The organism is Streptomyces sp. NPDC001922 (assembly GCF_042891165.1).
In the GTDB taxonomy this organism is placed as follows: Bacteria; Actinomycetota; Actinomycetes; order Streptomycetales; family Streptomycetaceae; genus Streptomyces.
This window is the reverse complement of sequence record NZ_JBIASV010000001.1, coordinates 675,315-690,389: the sequence shown is the minus strand read 5'-3', so window position 1 is coordinate 690,389 and position 15,075 is coordinate 675,315. Positions and strand designations below refer to the sequence as shown.

Genomic DNA, 15,075 nt, shown 5'->3' with positions numbered 1-15,075 from the left:
GGTGGTTTCGAGGGACGACGGCGGGCAACGGCGCGGCTGGGCGCGACGGCTGACCGGGTACGCCTGGCGGTACCGGCGCAATGTGCTGCTCGCCCTCGGCTCCTCCCTCGGGGGCATGGCGGTGATGGCCCTCGTGCCGCTGGTCACCCGCCTGATCATCGACGATGTGGTGATCGACCGGACCCGCGACATGGCCCCCTGGGCCGGGCTGCTGGTCGTGGCGGCGATCGGCGTCTACGCCCTCACCTACGTCCGCCGCTACTACGGCGGCCGGCTCGCCCTCGACGTGCAGCACGACCTGCGCACGGAGATGTTCGCCTCGCTCACCCGGCTGGACGGCCGGCGCCAGGACGAGCTCAGCACCGGACAGGTCGTCGGCCGCGCCACCAGCGACCTCCAGCTGATCCAGGGGCTGCTCTTCATGCTGCCGATGATGATCGGCAACGTGCTGCTGTTCCTGATCTCGCTGGTCGTGATGGCCTGGCTGTCGCCGCTGCTCACGGGGGTGGCGCTGGCCGTCGCCCCGGCCCTCTGGTTCATCGCCAAGCACAGCCGCCGCCGGCTGTTCCCGGCCACCTGGTACGCCCAGGGCCAGGCCGCCGCCGTGGCGGGCGTGGTGGACGGCGCCGTCACGGGCGTCCGCGTGGTCAAGGGCTTCGGCCAGGAGGAGCAGGAGGCCGGCAAGCTCCGCGAGGTGAGCCGGAAGCTGTTCGCCGGGCGGCTGCGGACCGTCCGCCTCAACTCGCGCTACACACCGGCCCTCCAGGCGGTGCCGGCGCTCGGCCAGGTCGCGATGCTCGCCCTCGGCGGCTGGATGGCCACCCGCGGCCAGATCACGCTGGGCACCTTCGTCGCCTTCTCCACCTACCTCGCCCAGCTCGTCGGCCCGGTCCGGATGCTCGCCATGGTCCTCACCGTCGGCCAGCAGGCGCGGGCCGGCGTCGAACGGGTGCTGGAGCTCATCGACACCGAACCGGCCATCACCGAGCGCGCCGACGCGCACGAGCTCCCCGCCGACGCCGAGGCCACCGTCGAGTTCGACGGGGCGACCTTCGGCTACGACCCGGAGCGGCCGGTCCTCTCCGACTTCTCCCTGCGGATCGCCCCGGGCGAGACGGTCGCCGTCGTCGGCGCCTCCGGCAGCGGCAAGTCGACGGTCTCGCTGCTGCTGCCCCGCTTCTACGACGTCACCGACGGCGCCGTGCGCGTCGGCGGGCACGACGTGCGGGACCTGACCTTCGCCTCGCTGCGGTCCGCCATCGGACTGGTGCCGGAGGACAGCTTCCTCTTCTCCGACACCGTGCGCGCCAACATCGCCTACGGCCGGCCGGACGCCACCGACGAGCAGATCCGCACCGCCGCCCGGGCCGCCCAGGCCGACGGGTTCATCGCCGAGCTGCCCGACGGCTACGACACGACCGTCGGCGAGCAGGGACTCACCCTCTCCGGCGGCCAGCGCCAGCGCGTCGCCCTCGCCCGCGCCATCCTCACCGACCCCCGGCTGCTGCTGCTGGACGACGCCACCTCGGCGGTCGACGCCCGGGTCGAGCACGAGATCCACGAGGCGCTGCGCGGGGTCATGGACGGCCGGACGACCCTGCTGATCGCCCACCGCCGCTCCACCCTGGCCCTCGCGGACCGGATCGCCGTCCTCGACGGCGGCCGGCTCGCGGACGTCGGCACCCACGCGGAACTGGAGGCGCGGTCGGCGCTGTTCCGCCGGCTGCTCACCGACCCGGACGAGCTCGGCGACGTCGAGCGCGACCCGGTCGGCCTCCTCGCCGCCGAGGCGGGCGCCGAGGATCTCGACGCCGAGTTCGACGCGGAGCGCCAGGAGTGCGAGGCCGGGCTGCGGCTCGACGTCGACCTGGAGGTCGAGGCCGAGATCGACTCCGAACCGGTCAACGCCCGGCGCCGGGTGGCCGACGGGGTGACCCCCGAGCTGTGGGGCCGCTCCGGCTCCGGTGAGGTGCCCCGGACCGGCTCCACCGCCTCCCGCGCGGCCGACGCCGCCGTCCCCGGCGGGCCCGTCCCCGGAGCACCCGGCCCCGGCATGGCCGGCGCGCTCGCCGGGATGCCCGCCACCCCCGAACTCCTCGCCCAGGTCGCGGCGCTGCCGCCCGCCACCGACACCCCCGACGTGGACGAGGAGCGGGCCGCCCACCCCGAGACCGACTACGGGCTGCGGCAGCTGCTCAGCGGCTTCCGCACCCCGCTGCTCATCGCCCTGCTGCTGGTGGCGGTCGACGCCGTCGCGGGCCTGCTGCTGCCGATCCTCATCCGGAACGGCATCGACGACGGTGTGCAGCGGCTCGCCCTCGGCGCGGTCTGGACCGCGTCCGCGTTCGCACTGGTCGTCGTCCTCGCCCAGTGGGCGGCGCAGATCGCCGAGACCCGGATGACCGGCCGGACCGGCGAACGGATCCTCTACGCGCTGCGGGTGAAGATCTTCGCCCAGCTCCAGCGGCTGGGACTGGCCTACTACGAGCGCGAGCTGACCGGCCGGATCATGACCCGGATGACCACCGACGTCGACGCGCTGAGCACCTTCCTCCAGACCGGTCTGGTCACCGCCGTCGTCTCCCTGCTGACCTTCTTCGGCATCCTCGTCGCGCTCGTCGTCCTCGACGCCGGGCTGGCCCTCGTCGTCCTCGGCACCCTGCCCCTGCTGGTCGTCGGCACGATCGTGTTCCGCCGCAAGAGCGTCAAGGCGTACGAACTCGCCCGGGAGCGCATCAGCGTGGTCAACGCCGACCTCCAGGAGAGCGTCGCCGGGCTGCGGATCGTGCAGGCCTTCCGCCGCGAGGGCACCGGGACCGAGCGCTTCGTGGCGCGGAGCGACAGCTACCGGCAGGCGCGGGTCCGCGGCCAGTTCCTGATCTCCGTCTACTTCCCGTTCGTGCAGCTGCTGTCGTCCGTGGCGGCGGCGCTGATCCTGGTCGTCGGCGCGGGCCGGGTGAGCGAGGGGACGCTGACCACCGGTGCGCTCGTCGCGTATCTGCTCTACATCGACCTGTTCTTCGCCCCGGTGCAGCAGCTCTCCCAGGTCTTCGACGGATACCAGCAGGCGACGGTGTCGCTGGGCCGCATCCAGGAGCTGCTGCGCGAGCCCACCACGGTGAAGCCCGCCGAGGACCCGCGCCCGGCGGGCCGGCTCCGCGGCGAGATCAGCTTCGAGGACGTGCACTTCCGGTACGGCGCCGAGGACGGTGAGGAGGCGCTGTCCGGCGTGGACCTGCGCATCCCGGCCGGGCAGACCGTCGCCTTCGTGGGCGAGACCGGCGCGGGCAAGTCGACGCTGGTCAAGCTGGTCGCCCGGTTCTACGACCCGACCTCCGGAGCCGTCCGCGCCGACGGCACGGACCTGCGCGCCCTGGACCTCACCGGCTACCGGCAGCGGCTCGGCGTCGTCCCCCAGGAGTCCTACCTCTTCCCGGGCACGGTGCGCGACGCCATCGCCTACGGCCGCCCCGACGCCACCGAGGCCGAGGTGGAGGCGGCGGCCCGCGCGGTCGGCGCCCACGACATGGTCGCCTCGCTGGACGGCGGCTACCTCCACGAGGTCGCCGAGCGGGGCCGCAACCTCTCCGCCGGGCAGCGGCAGTTGATCGCCCTGGCCCGCGCGGAGCTCGTCGACCCCGATGTGCTGCTCCTCGACGAGGCGACGGCCGCCCTCGACCTGGCGACCGAGGGGCTGGTCAACCGGGCCACGGACCGGCTGGCGGGCAAGCGCACCACCCTGGTCGTCGCCCACCGGCTGACCACCGCGGCCCGCGCGGACCGGGTGGTGGTGATGGACCACGGCCGGGTCGTCGAGGACGGTACGCACGCCGAACTCCTCGCCGCGGACGGGCGCTACGCCCGGCTGTGGCGCACCTTCGCCGGCGAGCCGGAGACGGCCCCGGCCTGACCCCGCCGGCCTGACGGGGGCGGCCCCGGGCACCCCGGGGCGCCTCCGCCCGCCCGCGGCACCATGCGCACCCCGGGAACCAGGGGCCCCAGTCCACGCGTGTAGCTTGTCGGTCGCCCGTATGTCCGAACGACGGGCGCGTGACCCCATAGGGAGGCAGACGTGCGCGGTGCGGTGGCACGCCGTCGAACAGCTCTGGGGGTGGTGGTCCTCATGGTCGTCGGGCTGGCCGGACTGGCCGGTTCCGGCACCGCCGAGGCCGCCGCGGCGCGCTGCGAGGGGCGGAAGGTGAAGACGCTGTCGCTGCCCGGCGGGCGGATCCACATCCACCGGACCAGGCTGTTCGCCTGCGCCTTCACGGTCGCCACGGATCCGGGCAAGAGGCGGAAGATGAGCGTCAGCATTCAGGCGCGCGGCACCCGGCCCCGCTGGGACACCGGCTACTACTCCCACCACGCCGGACCGGTCCGGGTGGCCGCCGGGCAGCGCTGCGTCTTCGTCCGCGGTTCCGTGGGCGGCCGGTCGGTGAGCTCCGGCTGGCTCTGCTGAGCCGAACGCCCTTGCGGGCACGGCCGGTTGCCTAGTTCGGACCGATTACCCCTGCGGGTCTGGCGGCGGCACGAGCCGCGCCGGTAGGTTCACGGCGACCTTTGTGAACCCAGGGGAGGGCGAATGCGCAAGGCGCTCAGATGGCTGCTGGCGCTCGCGGTGCTCATAGGCGCCGTCGGCATCGGCGGGGCACCGGCCGGGGCGGCCACCGCCGACCGGCAGGACGCCACGGACATCAAGGACCGGATCCTCGCGATTCCCGGTATGAGTCTCATCGAGGAGAAGCCGGCCGACGGCTACCGGTACTTCGTCCTCAACTACCAGCAGCCGGTCGACCACCGGCATCCGTCCAAGGGCACCTTCAAGCAGCGGGTCACCCTGCTGCACAAGGCGACGGACCGTCCGACGGTCTTCTACACCTCGGGCTACAACGTCTCCACGAACCCGACCCGCAGCGAGCCGACCCGGATCGTCGACGGCAACCAGGTGTCGATGGAGTACCGCTTCTTCACACCGTCCCGGCCGAAGCCGGCCGACTGGTCCAAGCTCGACATCTGGCAGGCCGCGAGCGACCAGCACCGGATCTTCAAGGCGCTGAAGAAGATCTACGGGAAGAACTGGCTCGCCACCGGCGGCAGCAAGGGCGGCATGACCGCCACCTACTTCCGCCGCTTCTACCCGCACGACATGGACGGCACGGTCGCCTACGTCGCCCCGAACGACGTCAACAACCGTGAGGACTCGGCCTACGACCGCTTCTTCCGCCGGGTCTCCACCAAGGAGTGCCGCACCGCGCTCGACGCCGTCCAGCGCGAGGCCCTCGTCCGCCGCAAGGAGATGACCGACCGCTACCGCAAGTGGGCGAAGGAGAACGACAACACCTTCACCACCGTCGGCAGCGCCGACAAGGCGTACGAGAGCGTGGTCCTGGACCTGGTCTGGGCGTTCTGGCAGTACAGCTCCGAGAAGGACTGTGCCGACGTCCCGAAGGCGGACGTGTCGACCGACGACCTCTACGCGTTCGTCGACAAGATCTCCGGCTTCTCCGCCTACACCGACCAGGGGCTGGAGACCTACACGCCGTACTACTACCAGGCCGGCACCGAGCTGGGCGCGCCCACGCTCAAGTACCCGCACCTCAAGGGCCTGCTGCGGTACCCCGGGTACTTCACCCCCCGGGCGTACGTGCCGCGGGACATCCCCATGACGTGGAAGAAGGGCGCCATGCGGGACGTCGACCGCTGGGTCCGGCACCACAGTGAGCGGATGCTCTTCGTCTACGGGCAGAACGACCCGTGGGGCGCCGAGCAGTTCCGCCCCGGCAAGGGCTCCGAGGACGCCTACGTCTTCACCGCCCCCGGCGCCAACCACGGTGCCAACATCGCCGGGCTGACCGCCGACGAGAAGGCCAAGGCCACCGCCGAGGTCCTGCGGTGGGCGGGCGTCGCCCCGGCCGCCGTCCGGCAGGGCGAGGCCACGGCCAAGCCGCTGGCGAAGCCGGACAGCACGCTCGACAAGCAGTCCACGCAGCGCAGCCTGCGGCCGTAACCCGGACGGCGGACGGATCAGAGGCGGCGGGCACACCCGACGGGTGTCCCGCCGCCCAGCCGTACCCGGAGCGCGGTCGCCGGCGGGCACGCGGAACGGTCCCGCACGGCCGCCGTCACCCGGTAGCGGGGCTCCGGCCCGCCGGGCCCTTCGCACGCCGTCTCCACCACCCGCGACCGCCCGCCGCGCAGGTGCTGCTGGACGGCCACACAGTCGCCGACCAGCGTCCGCGGGCCGCCGCCCCCGCCCGGATCCCCCGGGTGCGGGCCCGTCAGCCGCCGCATACAGGCGTAGCCCTGCGCCACCGCGCCGTCGCCGTCCTCGTCCCGGTCCGGCAGCCGCGCCGAGACGCGCAGCACGAAGTCGGTACGGGCCGGGCAGCGCGGTCCGGCATCCGCCGGGCCGTCCGGACGCCGGGTCAGCACCCGCGCCACCGCCCGCTCACTGGAGCACGGCACCTCCCGGACGCCTGTACGGCCCCGGGTGCTGCACTCGCCCCGGGCGAGGAACGTCCCGCCGTGACCGGCCGGCACCGGAGCGGCGCTCCGCTCCGGCACGCGCTCCGGCCCGTCGGCCGCCGGCAGGGGCCGGCACCCTGCCAGGGCCGGTGACGCCAGCCAGAACACCAGCCCCCACGCCAGAACCCGCACGCCGCCCATGCACACAACTCCCCTCCGACCCCCACGAACCGCGTCCAGCGTGTCCCGCGGCAGCAGGCGCGTGCCAGGAGCGCCGGGACGTTCGGGCCCGGAGGAGGGGGTGCGCCGGGGGCGCACCGTAGCGTCAGTACGACAGCCTCAGTACGACTGCCTCAGTACGACGGCATCAATACGACAGCCCGTGGCCCAGCGGGTAGAGCACCTGGGCCGGGTCGTCCGCCCGCGGCACCGGCACCGGGAGCCGCCCCGAGGGGGACGCCCGCCCCGCGATGACCCGGGCGGCGGCGCGCAGGTCGACATCGGTCCAGCAGTAGCCCGTCAGCGAGGCACCCAGCCCCGTGCCGGTGAGCTGGGCGATGTCGTACGGGTTGCGCAGGGCCAGGTGCACCACCGGCACCCCGGTCCCCGCGAGCGCCGTCACCAGCGCACGCTGCGAAGGCGCCCCGCTGTCCTTCGGACGGGTGACGTTGTACGTCAGCACCACCACCGCGTCCCGCCCCCGCGCCGCCGCGACCGCCGCGTCGATCGCCGCCTGCGTGGGGTCGGGCTTGGTGCCGGTGCCGGTGGACAGCCCGGTCGCCGTGAAGCCCAGCTCGGTCAGGGCCGTGGCGAGGACGGCGGTCGGCGGGCCGCCGGTGCCCGTGGGCGCGGCCGGGTCGACCCCGGTGACCAGCACGTTCCGCTGTCGGCGGCGGGAGAGCGGCAGCAGCTTCCGCTCGTTGACCAGCAGTGTCGTCGTCCGCTCGGCGATCCGGTCCGCGGTGGCCCGGTGCGCCCGCGTGCCGACCGTCCGGTCCACGTCCTGACGGGTGACGTACGGGTCGTCGAACAGCCCCCGGCGGTACTTGAGTTCCAGGATGCGCAGCAGGGACGCGTCGATCCGCTGCTCGCTGATCTCGCCGTCCCGGAGTGCCTTGAGCACGGCGTTCCAGGCCACGGGCAGGTCCGGCGGGTTGAGCAGCTGGTCCACGCCGGCCTTCAGCGCCAGCACCGGCACCCGGGCGTCGCCGTACTTCTGCCGGACGCCTGCCATGCCGAGGGAGTCCGTCACCACCACGCCGTCGTAGCCGAGCTTCTCCCGCAGGATGCCGGTGAGGATGGGCCGGGAGAGGGTCGCCGGGTCGTCGGCCGGGTCCAGCGCCGGGAAGAGGATGTGCGCGGTCATGATCGAGTCGATGCCGGCGGCGATGGCCGCCTTGAACGGCGGGGCGTCCAGCCGCTCCCACTCCTCGGCGCTGTGGGTGATCAGCGGCAGGCCGTAGTGGCTGTCGGTCGAGGTGTCCCCGTGGCCGGGGAAGTGCTTGGCGGTGGCCGCCACCCCCGCTCGCTGGTAGCCCTGCACCTGGGCCGCGACGAGCCGGGCGACGGCTTGCGGGTCGGAGCCGAAGGACCGGACGCCGATCACCGGGTTGGCGGGGTTCACGTTCACATCGGCGACCGGCGCGTAATCCTGACGGATGCCCATCGCGGCCAGCTCCGCCCCGGCGACCCGCGCGGCGGCCCGGGCGTCGGACCGCGAGGCGTGCGCGCCGAGGGCCATCGCCCCGGGCAGCAGCGTGGCGGGCGCACCGATCCGCGCGACCGCGCCGTGCTCCTGGTCGGTGGCGATCAGCAGCGGCACCGGGGTGGCCCGGCCGAGCCCCGCCCGCTGGATGCCGTTGGACAGCTCGGCGATCTGGTACGGGTCGCGGGTGTTGTGCGCCCAGGAGAAGTAGATGATGCCGCCGACGTGGTACTTGGCGATCAGTTCGGCGGCGTTGGCGACGCCGATCTCCTTCTGGTTCAGCGCGACGTCGGCGGGGTCCGGGGCGGTCGCGGAGTGCCCGTAGACCCGCATGACGAACAGCTCGCCGACCTTCTGCTCCGGGCTCATCCTGGCGATGAGCGCCCGCAGCCGCTCGCGGTCGGCGGCGCTCGGGCGCACCGCGGCGTGGACGGTGGAGCCGCCCGCGGCCAGCGACGCGGCAGCGGTGGCGGCCGTGGCACCGGCCAGGACGGCCCGCCGGGAGGGTCTCGGCCCGGGCGATTCTTCGTGATGCACGTGCACTCCTTCCGAGAGGAGGTGCGTGGCGAATGAAGGAAACTTCCAAGAAGAAACGCTTAGCCCGAAAGTTATCGTCAGTCAATGGGAAGCGCCGGGAAGCCCCGAGGCCGCCGGGGACACGCCGGGAGGGCGGGGGATCCTGGGGGGAATCCGGGGTGGGAGTGGGCGACCCGGGGGCCGTCGGTCGGGGGAGGGGGTGCCGTGCTCGGCCCCAGGGGCAGGGTGCACGTGGTCGTTGCCGGTGCGGCCTTGCTTCGGTCGGCTTCTGGACTTCGTCGGGAGACGGCCCTGTGTGCCGTGATCGTGGTACCAACCATGTTGGTGGCCGGGTACGAGGCCCGGACGAGCCGGGGAGGGCGCATGGCCGGAACTGCGGTTGTCGTGGGAGCGGGAGTCGGTGGGCTGGCAACGGCGATCGGGCTGCGCCGTGCGGGTTGGGCGGTATCGGTCCTCGAGCGGCGAACGGGGCTGGAGCGGTACGGCACCGCGTTCGGCCTCCACCCCACCGCGCAGGCCGCGCTCGACCGCCTCGGGGTGGGCGAGGCGTTACGCGGCCGGGCGGTTCCCTACCGGGGCGCGCGGATCCGCACCCCGGCCGGGAAGGTGCTGGCGAGCCTGCCGCTGGAGCGGATCGAGCGGCGGGCCGGCCGGCCCGAGCTGTTGATCTCCCGGCCCTACCTGATCGATGCTCTGCTGGCCGAACTGGATGCCTTCGGGGACGTGCCGGTCGAACTCGGAAGGAACGTCGTGGCGGTGGAGGCGCTGGTCGCCGCGAACGATCTGGTGGTCGGCGCCGACGGAATCGGCAGCACCGTGCGCGCCGCGTGCTTCGGCAAGCGCAGCGGCCCGCGGCACGTCGGAACGGTCGCCTGGATCGGAATCGCCGACTTCGAGAGCGGCATCTGTGGGGAGACCTGGGGCAAGGGCCGGTTCTTCGGGATGACGCCCATCGAGCCGGGCCGTACCAACTGGTACACCACCGTGCCCGGGGCCACCACAGCCGACGAACTGAGCGGGCACTTCGAGGGCTGGCACGACCCCATCCCGCGGATCCTCGCCGAGACCGACCCGTCCACCTGGATCCGCTACGAGATGCGGCACCTCTTCCCCGCCCTGCCGGCCTTTGTGCACGGCGGGAGGGTCGCACTGGTCGGTGACGCGGCGCACGCCATGACGCCCAACCTGGGCCAGGGTGCGTGCACGGCGATCCTCGACGCGGGGGCCCTGGCGCGCGCCGTCGCCGAACACGGCCCGGCCGGTCTGCCCTCGGCCCTGCGTGCCTACGACGCGCAGCGCCGCCGCAGCGCGCAACGGACCGCCTTCGCCTCCCGGCACCTGCACCGCTTCATGACCAGCGAACACACCCGCCTGCGCAACGCGCTCGTCCGCATGCTGCCGAGCTGATGCGGACTTCCTCGCCCGGGCGGTGAATGCGGGGCCGCCGCTGTAACCGCACACCGCACCCGCACACCGCACCCGCACACCGCACTCGGCCGGCGCCCGCGTTCCGTCCCCCGGCCCTGGCGGGGCACTGCGCGTCCGGGGTCTCCTACTGCGCCTTCGGAGTCCCCTTGCGGCGTACCGGCAGGCGCATCGTCAGCAGCTTGGCGCGCGGGGCCAGTCGGCGGACCATCGCGAACAGCGAGTCCGTGCGCGACCGGTCCTCGTCCAGCACGGTGAAGAGGTTCACCCCGAGGTAGAACGTGATGGCGGCGTTGGCCAGGTCCTTCGGCGGGGTGAGCCGGGCGAGCGGGGTGCCGCCGATCACCCGTTCCAGGGTCTCCTCGATGAACGCCAGCCAGGGCTCCGCCCGCCGCGACACCGGCTCCCGCAGCTCGGGCTTGGCCACCGCAGCCGCGACCAGCTCGGAGAAGAGCGTGATGTGCCCGCCGTCGAGGTCGTCGCGGTAGATGCGGGTGGCCGCCTCGGCCAGGTCCTCCAGGGTCCGGACCTCGGCCACCGTCTCGGCGTGCAGCGCCATCCGCTCCGCGGACGACCGGTCGAGCGCGGCGAGCAGCAACTCGTCGACCCCGCCGAAGTGGTAGAAGACCAGCGCCGAGTTGACCCCGGCCTCCTTCGCGATCGTCCGGGCGCTCGTCCCGCCGTACCCGTGCGCCTTGAGTGCCGCCGTCGCCGCCTCGATCAGCCGGCCCTTGGTGTCCGCCGTCATTGACCATCCTCTCGCCTGGGTTCATCATACGGTTTAATCGAGTGATTAAATCGGTTGGTGAAGACGTCGCCGCCGTGTCGTGACGACCGGCGATGCCGGACAGGGGTGGACTGATGGACGAGCGGAACGAACAACCCCGGATCACCCGGGCCCGCTGGCAACTGGCCGGGGTGCTGGCCGCGCTCTTCGCGGCGATGCTGCTCTACAAGGTGCTTCACGCGGGCCACTTGGAGCAGACGGCCCTCTTCTACGTCGGCCTGCCGGCCTTCATCGCGCTCGCCGTGGCGCTCGGCACCCGTCCCAAGAGCGCCACCGGCACGGCGCTCGCCTCCGTCACCATCGGGCTGGCGCTGTCCGGACCACTGCTCGGCGAAGGCGTCGTCTGCCTGGTCTTCGCGGCCCCGCTCTTCTACCTCCTGGCGGTGGCCATCGGACTGACCGTCGACCACCGGCGTCGCCGGGGGAAGGGCGGGCGGGCCCATGCGTTCGCCGGCATACCGCTGCTGGTTCTGCTCGCCCTGGAAGGCACCGGAGCGTACGAACTCCCGCGCGACGGCTCCGCGTCCGTCACCCGCACCGTCGACCTGAGCCCCCGGCAGTTCCAGACGGCCCTCGCCGAGCGGCCCCGCTACGCGGCGCCCAGGCCCACCTTCCTCAAGTTCGCCTTCCCCCGCCCGCTGAAGGCCGAGGGGACCGGGCTGAGCGTCGGCGCGCACCGGACCGTCACCTTCACCCCGCGCAAGTCCCTGGGCATCGGTTCCCACCCCACCCCGCGCTCCATGCGGCTGGTCATCGACGAGCGGGGGCCCGGCCGGGCGGTCTTCGGCGTCCGGCAGGACACCACCCTGGCCCGCTGGCTCGACCTCCGCTCCGCCGAGGTGACCTGGCGGCCCGCGGCAGGCAACCGCACCCGCGTCACCTGGAAGCTGAACTACCGCCGCACCTATGACCCGAGCTGGTACTTCGGCCCCGTCCAGCAGTACGGCATGGAACAGGCCGCCGCCTACCTCTCGGACACCTTCTCCGCCGCTCCGCCCCGCGCCGAGGGGCACCCCGGCACCCGGGGCGACGGGCAGGGCGTGACCGGGGGCGACGACGGAGGGCGCCACCGCGCCCCGGCCCGTACCGCCGGGGACCACGGAACCTCCGCCGCTTCGGGGGCGGTTTCGGCCGGGACGCCGGCAGCCGCGGACCGGGGTCACGATGCGCGGCGGTGACCCGGCGCTCATCCGCGCGGCCTGCCTCTTCGGCCCGCTCCTCGCGACCGGCGCCGCGGCGGTCCTGCGCCCGCCCGCCCGGCGCACCATCGGCGCCGCGCTCCTGGCCGGCCTCTGGAACGCCGTCTGGCTGCCCGTCGTCAACCTCATCGCCCTGCACGCCGGTTGGTGGACCTTCCACGCCGAGGGCGGCACCGCCGCCGGGCTCCCCCTCGACCTGCTCCTCGGCTGGGTCCTGCTGTGGGGCGTCCTGCCCGTCCTCGCGGGCGCCGACCGCCTGCCGCTGCCCCTGCTCGTCGCCGGACTGGCCTGGTTCGACCTCGTCGCGATGCCGCTCGCCGCCCCCGTCGTCCGGCTCGGCGACGACTGGCTGCTGGGCGAGGCGCTCTGCGTGGCCGCCGTCCTCGTCCCGGGCCTGCTGTTCGCCCGCTGGACGCTGCGCCGCCGCCGGCTCGTCGCCCGCGCCGGCCTGCAGATGGTGCTGTGTGCCGCGCTGATGGTGGGGTTCCCGCTCGTCCTCGTCCGGCCCGAGCTGCCGGACACCGCCGCCGGGATCGCGCTCGCCCTGCAACTCCTCGTGCCGCCCGTGCTGCTGGGCGTCGTCGCGGTACGGGAGTTCGTCCAGCGCGGGGGCGGCACCCCGGTGCCGTACGACCCGCCGAACAGGATCGTCACCAGCGGCCCGTACGCGTACGTCCGCAACCCGATGCAGCTCGCCATCGTCCTCGTCCACACCGTGCTCGCCCTGGTCACCCGGGACTGGCGGTTCCTGGCCGCCGCGGTCACCGGCTTCGCCTACGCGGCCGGCCTCGCCGACTGGCACGAGAACGCCGGACTGCGCGCCCTCCACGGCGAGGCATGGACCCGTTACCGGGCCGCGGTACGCCCCTGGCTGCCCCGCCTGCGGCCCTGGTCCGGCACCGCCCCGGCCCGGCTCTACGTCGCCGGGAGCTGCGGCCCGTGCAGCGGCTTCGGCCGCTGGGTCGCCGCCCGCCGCCCCGTCGCCCTGGACCTCGTCCCGGCCGAACACCACCCCCGCCGCCTGCGCCGCATGACCTACGAGTCGGCCGACGGCACGGTCCGGGCCGACGGCATCGCCGCCCTGGCACGGCTCCTCGGCCATCTCCACCTGGGCTGGGCACTGCTGGGCTGGCTCCTGATCCTGCCGGGCGTGCGCTGGTTCGCCCAACTGTGCGCGGACGCACTGGGGGCGGGGCCTCGGGATATTCCGCATGTGCCGACGGAGCGCCCCGCTGCCTCACGGACCCGGGGTGGAACGCCAGGCGCTCCTCAGCGGTCTGTCGGGTGAGTCCAGCCAGGGCAGTTGCCCGTCCGCGGTGACGGTGAGCCCGAACCTGCCGGGCCCCGGCTCTCCGACCTCCCGCCACCAGCGGTACGCCGTCTCGGTTTCGTCCCACAGCCGGCGGGGTCCGTATTGCCACACGGTGAATCGGTCGCTCTGCTTCCCGTCCCAGTCCACGGCCGCCCACGACCGTGCGTCGGTGGTGGCGAGCCAGAGTCGCGACCGGACGCCGTCGACGTCCGGCTCCTCCTGCCAGGCGTGCCAGACGTCACCGAGTCGGAGACCGACGGTGAACCCCAGTGCCCAGTCGTCGCCTGTGACGGTCCATGGGGGCAGGCCCGTGACCGACTCCCGCGGGCTGTGCTCGTCGCGGACCACATCACGGAAGATTCGCAGGTCGGTGCGCTGCCCGCGCATCAGCATGAACGCTGAATGGGGAGAGAACCGGCCGGATGCCGTGCCGTCGCCCCCGACATCGAGCCTCAGCAGGCCGTAACAGAGCCACGGCGTTTCCCACGGCGTCAGGATCACCCCACCGGGCCGGGTCTGTGCCACCCAGGGGTAGGGCACCGTGCGCACCGCGCAGGTGGCGATCACCCGGTCGTACGGAGCGCCGGGCACGAAGCCTTCGGCACCGTCCCTGCCGACGATGCGAGGTCGCAGGCCCGAGGCGCTGTCGAGGGTGTGCGCCGCCGTAGTGGCGAGTCCGAGGTCGACATCGACGCTGGTCACGTGCTCACTCCCGAGGCGCGCGGCCAGCAGCCCGGCATTCCAGCCGGTGCCGGTTCCGACTTCCAGAACCCGCATGCCGCTTCGGACGTCGAGCATGTGGAGCATGCGGAAGACGATGGACGGGGTCGAGGCGGATGAGGACGGCCACGCCTCGTCGTCGCCTTCCGGGGGCAGCCCGTCGTTCACCTGGGTGACGACCGGAGCGTCCGCATAGGCGGCGCTCAGCCAGCGTTCCGGCTCCCGCTCCCTGTCGCAACGGACGTATCCCCGGCCGGACTCCAGCCACACCAGGTCGGGAAGGAAGCGGTGCCTCGGTACCGCGTAGTACGCACTCTCCCACTCGGGGGAGACCGCCGTGCCCAGGTCCGTGCCCAGGTCCGCGGAGACGGCGCGGAGCAGGCCGCCCATGGCAGCCTGCTCCTTCTCGCTCAGGATCTCCATGGTCACTTCTTGTGCTTCGGATCCGGCCGGGGGCCGGCCGAATCCGGATTCGGCTTCGACTCGCTCGGATCCTTCTTCCCGGAGTGCTTTCCTTCGCCTCCGCTGCCGCCCTGACCTGTTCCCCAGCCCATACGGTCCTCCTTGTTGTCGTGATCCTGCGCTTGCGCCGCTACCGTTCGGAGCCGGCCGGGATCCCGAGGGGAATCGGCGACGGATCAGGCCCCGGCCTCGGCCTCGGTGGCGGTTGCTTTGGCGGCGTCGTCATGGCTGCCTCCCCTGCCTGTTGCCTGGTCGGCCTGTCCGTCCCGGGGATGCACCGGGGGCATGCACAGGGTGGATACACGAAGCCCGTGAGCGGGCTGCACTCCTCCGCCGTGACCGTCCTGACAGGCCCCCAACTGCGACCTCCGTCGCGTGACACACGGAGGGTCAGCAAGGGGCGTGGTGATGCCGACCCGTCATCAGGTCGCTTGCTCTCCATGACCGGAACGCTAGAGACATC

The 15,075-nt window shown here is 73.3% G+C and carries 10 protein-coding genes; 6 read left to right on the top strand and 4 right to left on the bottom strand.

The window, feature by feature from the left end; all coding sequences use genetic code 11:
* Position 1 precedes the first annotated feature (1 nt).
* From ACFYYR_RS02835 to ACFYYR_RS02825, 3 genes are all read left to right on the top strand, one after another.
* The gene (locus ACFYYR_RS02835) at positions 2 to 3,910 is read left to right on the top strand and encodes an ABC transporter ATP-binding protein (protein ID WP_388846165.1); all 3,909 of its coding nucleotides are present in this window, start codon (positions 2 to 4) and stop codon (positions 3,908 to 3,910) included.
* A 162-nt stretch (positions 3,911 to 4,072) separates the two neighbouring features.
* Positions 4,073 to 4,459: a hypothetical protein gene (locus ACFYYR_RS02830; RefSeq protein ID WP_388846163.1), complete on the top strand. Its 387-nt coding sequence runs from the start codon at positions 4,073 to 4,075 to the stop codon at positions 4,457 to 4,459.
* A 123-nt stretch (positions 4,460 to 4,582) separates the two neighbouring features.
* Positions 4,583 to 6,007 carry a S28 family serine protease gene (locus ACFYYR_RS02825; protein ID WP_388846161.1) on the top strand — a complete coding sequence of 475 codons (1,425 nt, stop codon included), beginning with the start codon at positions 4,583 to 4,585 and terminating at the stop codon, positions 6,005 to 6,007.
* Between the two features lie 17 nt (positions 6,008 to 6,024).
* On the opposite strand, the gene ACFYYR_RS02820 is transcribed toward ACFYYR_RS02825, so the two are convergent.
* The gene (locus ACFYYR_RS02820) at positions 6,025 to 6,666 is read right to left on the bottom strand and encodes a hypothetical protein (protein WP_388846159.1); all 642 of its coding nucleotides are present in this window, start codon (positions 6,664 to 6,666) and stop codon (positions 6,025 to 6,027) included.
* Positions 6,667 to 6,832: 166 nt separating this feature from the next.
* Complete coding sequence (locus tag ACFYYR_RS02815) at positions 6,833 to 8,707, bottom strand: glycoside hydrolase family 3 protein (protein WP_388846157.1); 1,875 nt, start codon at positions 8,705 to 8,707, stop codon at positions 6,833 to 6,835.
* A 363-nt stretch (positions 8,708 to 9,070) separates the two neighbouring features.
* Between ACFYYR_RS02815 and ACFYYR_RS02810 the strand changes: the two genes are divergently transcribed.
* A complete protein-coding gene (locus tag ACFYYR_RS02810; protein ID WP_388846155.1) occupies positions 9,071 to 10,114 on the top strand; it encodes an FAD-dependent oxidoreductase in 1,044 nt (347 codons plus the stop codon).
* A 145-nt stretch (positions 10,115 to 10,259) separates the two neighbouring features.
* Here the strand turns inward: ACFYYR_RS02810 and ACFYYR_RS02805 are convergent, their stop codons facing one another.
* Positions 10,260 to 10,880, bottom strand: coding sequence for a TetR/AcrR family transcriptional regulator (locus tag ACFYYR_RS02805; protein WP_388846153.1), 621 nt, complete (start codon positions 10,878 to 10,880; stop codon positions 10,260 to 10,262).
* Positions 10,881 to 10,993: 113 nt separating this feature from the next.
* Here ACFYYR_RS02805 and ACFYYR_RS02800 point away from each other — a divergent pair, with 113 nt between their 5' ends.
* On the top strand, positions 10,994 to 12,097 hold the full coding sequence (locus ACFYYR_RS02800) for a hypothetical protein (RefSeq protein WP_388846151.1): 1,104 nt from the start codon (positions 10,994 to 10,996) through the stop codon (positions 12,095 to 12,097).
* Positions 12,084 to 13,406, top strand: a complete 1,323-nt coding sequence (locus ACFYYR_RS02795) for a methyltransferase family protein (RefSeq protein ID WP_388846149.1) — start codon at positions 12,084 to 12,086, stop codon at positions 13,404 to 13,406. Before ACFYYR_RS02800 ends, ACFYYR_RS02795 begins: the two co-directional genes overlap by 14 nt.
* Here ACFYYR_RS02795 and ACFYYR_RS02790 read toward each other — a convergent pair.
* A complete protein-coding gene (locus ACFYYR_RS02790) occupies positions 13,356 to 14,573 on the bottom strand; it encodes a methyltransferase domain-containing protein (RefSeq protein WP_388846148.1) in 1,218 nt (405 codons plus the stop codon). The genes ACFYYR_RS02795 and ACFYYR_RS02790 overlap by 51 nt on opposite strands.
* Positions 14,574 to 15,075 lie beyond the last annotated feature (502 nt).

Coding starts and splice junctions, on each gene's coding strand:
- ACFYYR_RS02810 (WP_388846155.1), top strand. CDS start 9,071: ATGGCCGGAACTGCGGTTGTCGTGGGAGCGGGAGTCGGTGGGCTGGCA.
- ACFYYR_RS02790 (WP_388846148.1), bottom strand. CDS start 14,573: ATGGAGATCCTGAGCGAGAAGGAGCAGGCTGCCATGGGCGGCCTGCTC.
- ACFYYR_RS02800 (WP_388846151.1), top strand. CDS start 10,994: ATGGACGAGCGGAACGAACAACCCCGGATCACCCGGGCCCGCTGGCAA.
- ACFYYR_RS02805 (WP_388846153.1), bottom strand. CDS start 10,880: ATGACGGCGGACACCAAGGGCCGGCTGATCGAGGCGGCGACGGCGGCA.
- ACFYYR_RS02825 (WP_388846161.1), top strand. CDS start 4,583: ATGCGCAAGGCGCTCAGATGGCTGCTGGCGCTCGCGGTGCTCATAGGC.
- ACFYYR_RS02820 (WP_388846159.1), bottom strand. CDS start 6,666: ATGGGCGGCGTGCGGGTTCTGGCGTGGGGGCTGGTGTTCTGGCTGGCG.
- ACFYYR_RS02795 (WP_388846149.1), top strand. CDS start 12,084: ATGCGCGGCGGTGACCCGGCGCTCATCCGCGCGGCCTGCCTCTTCGGC.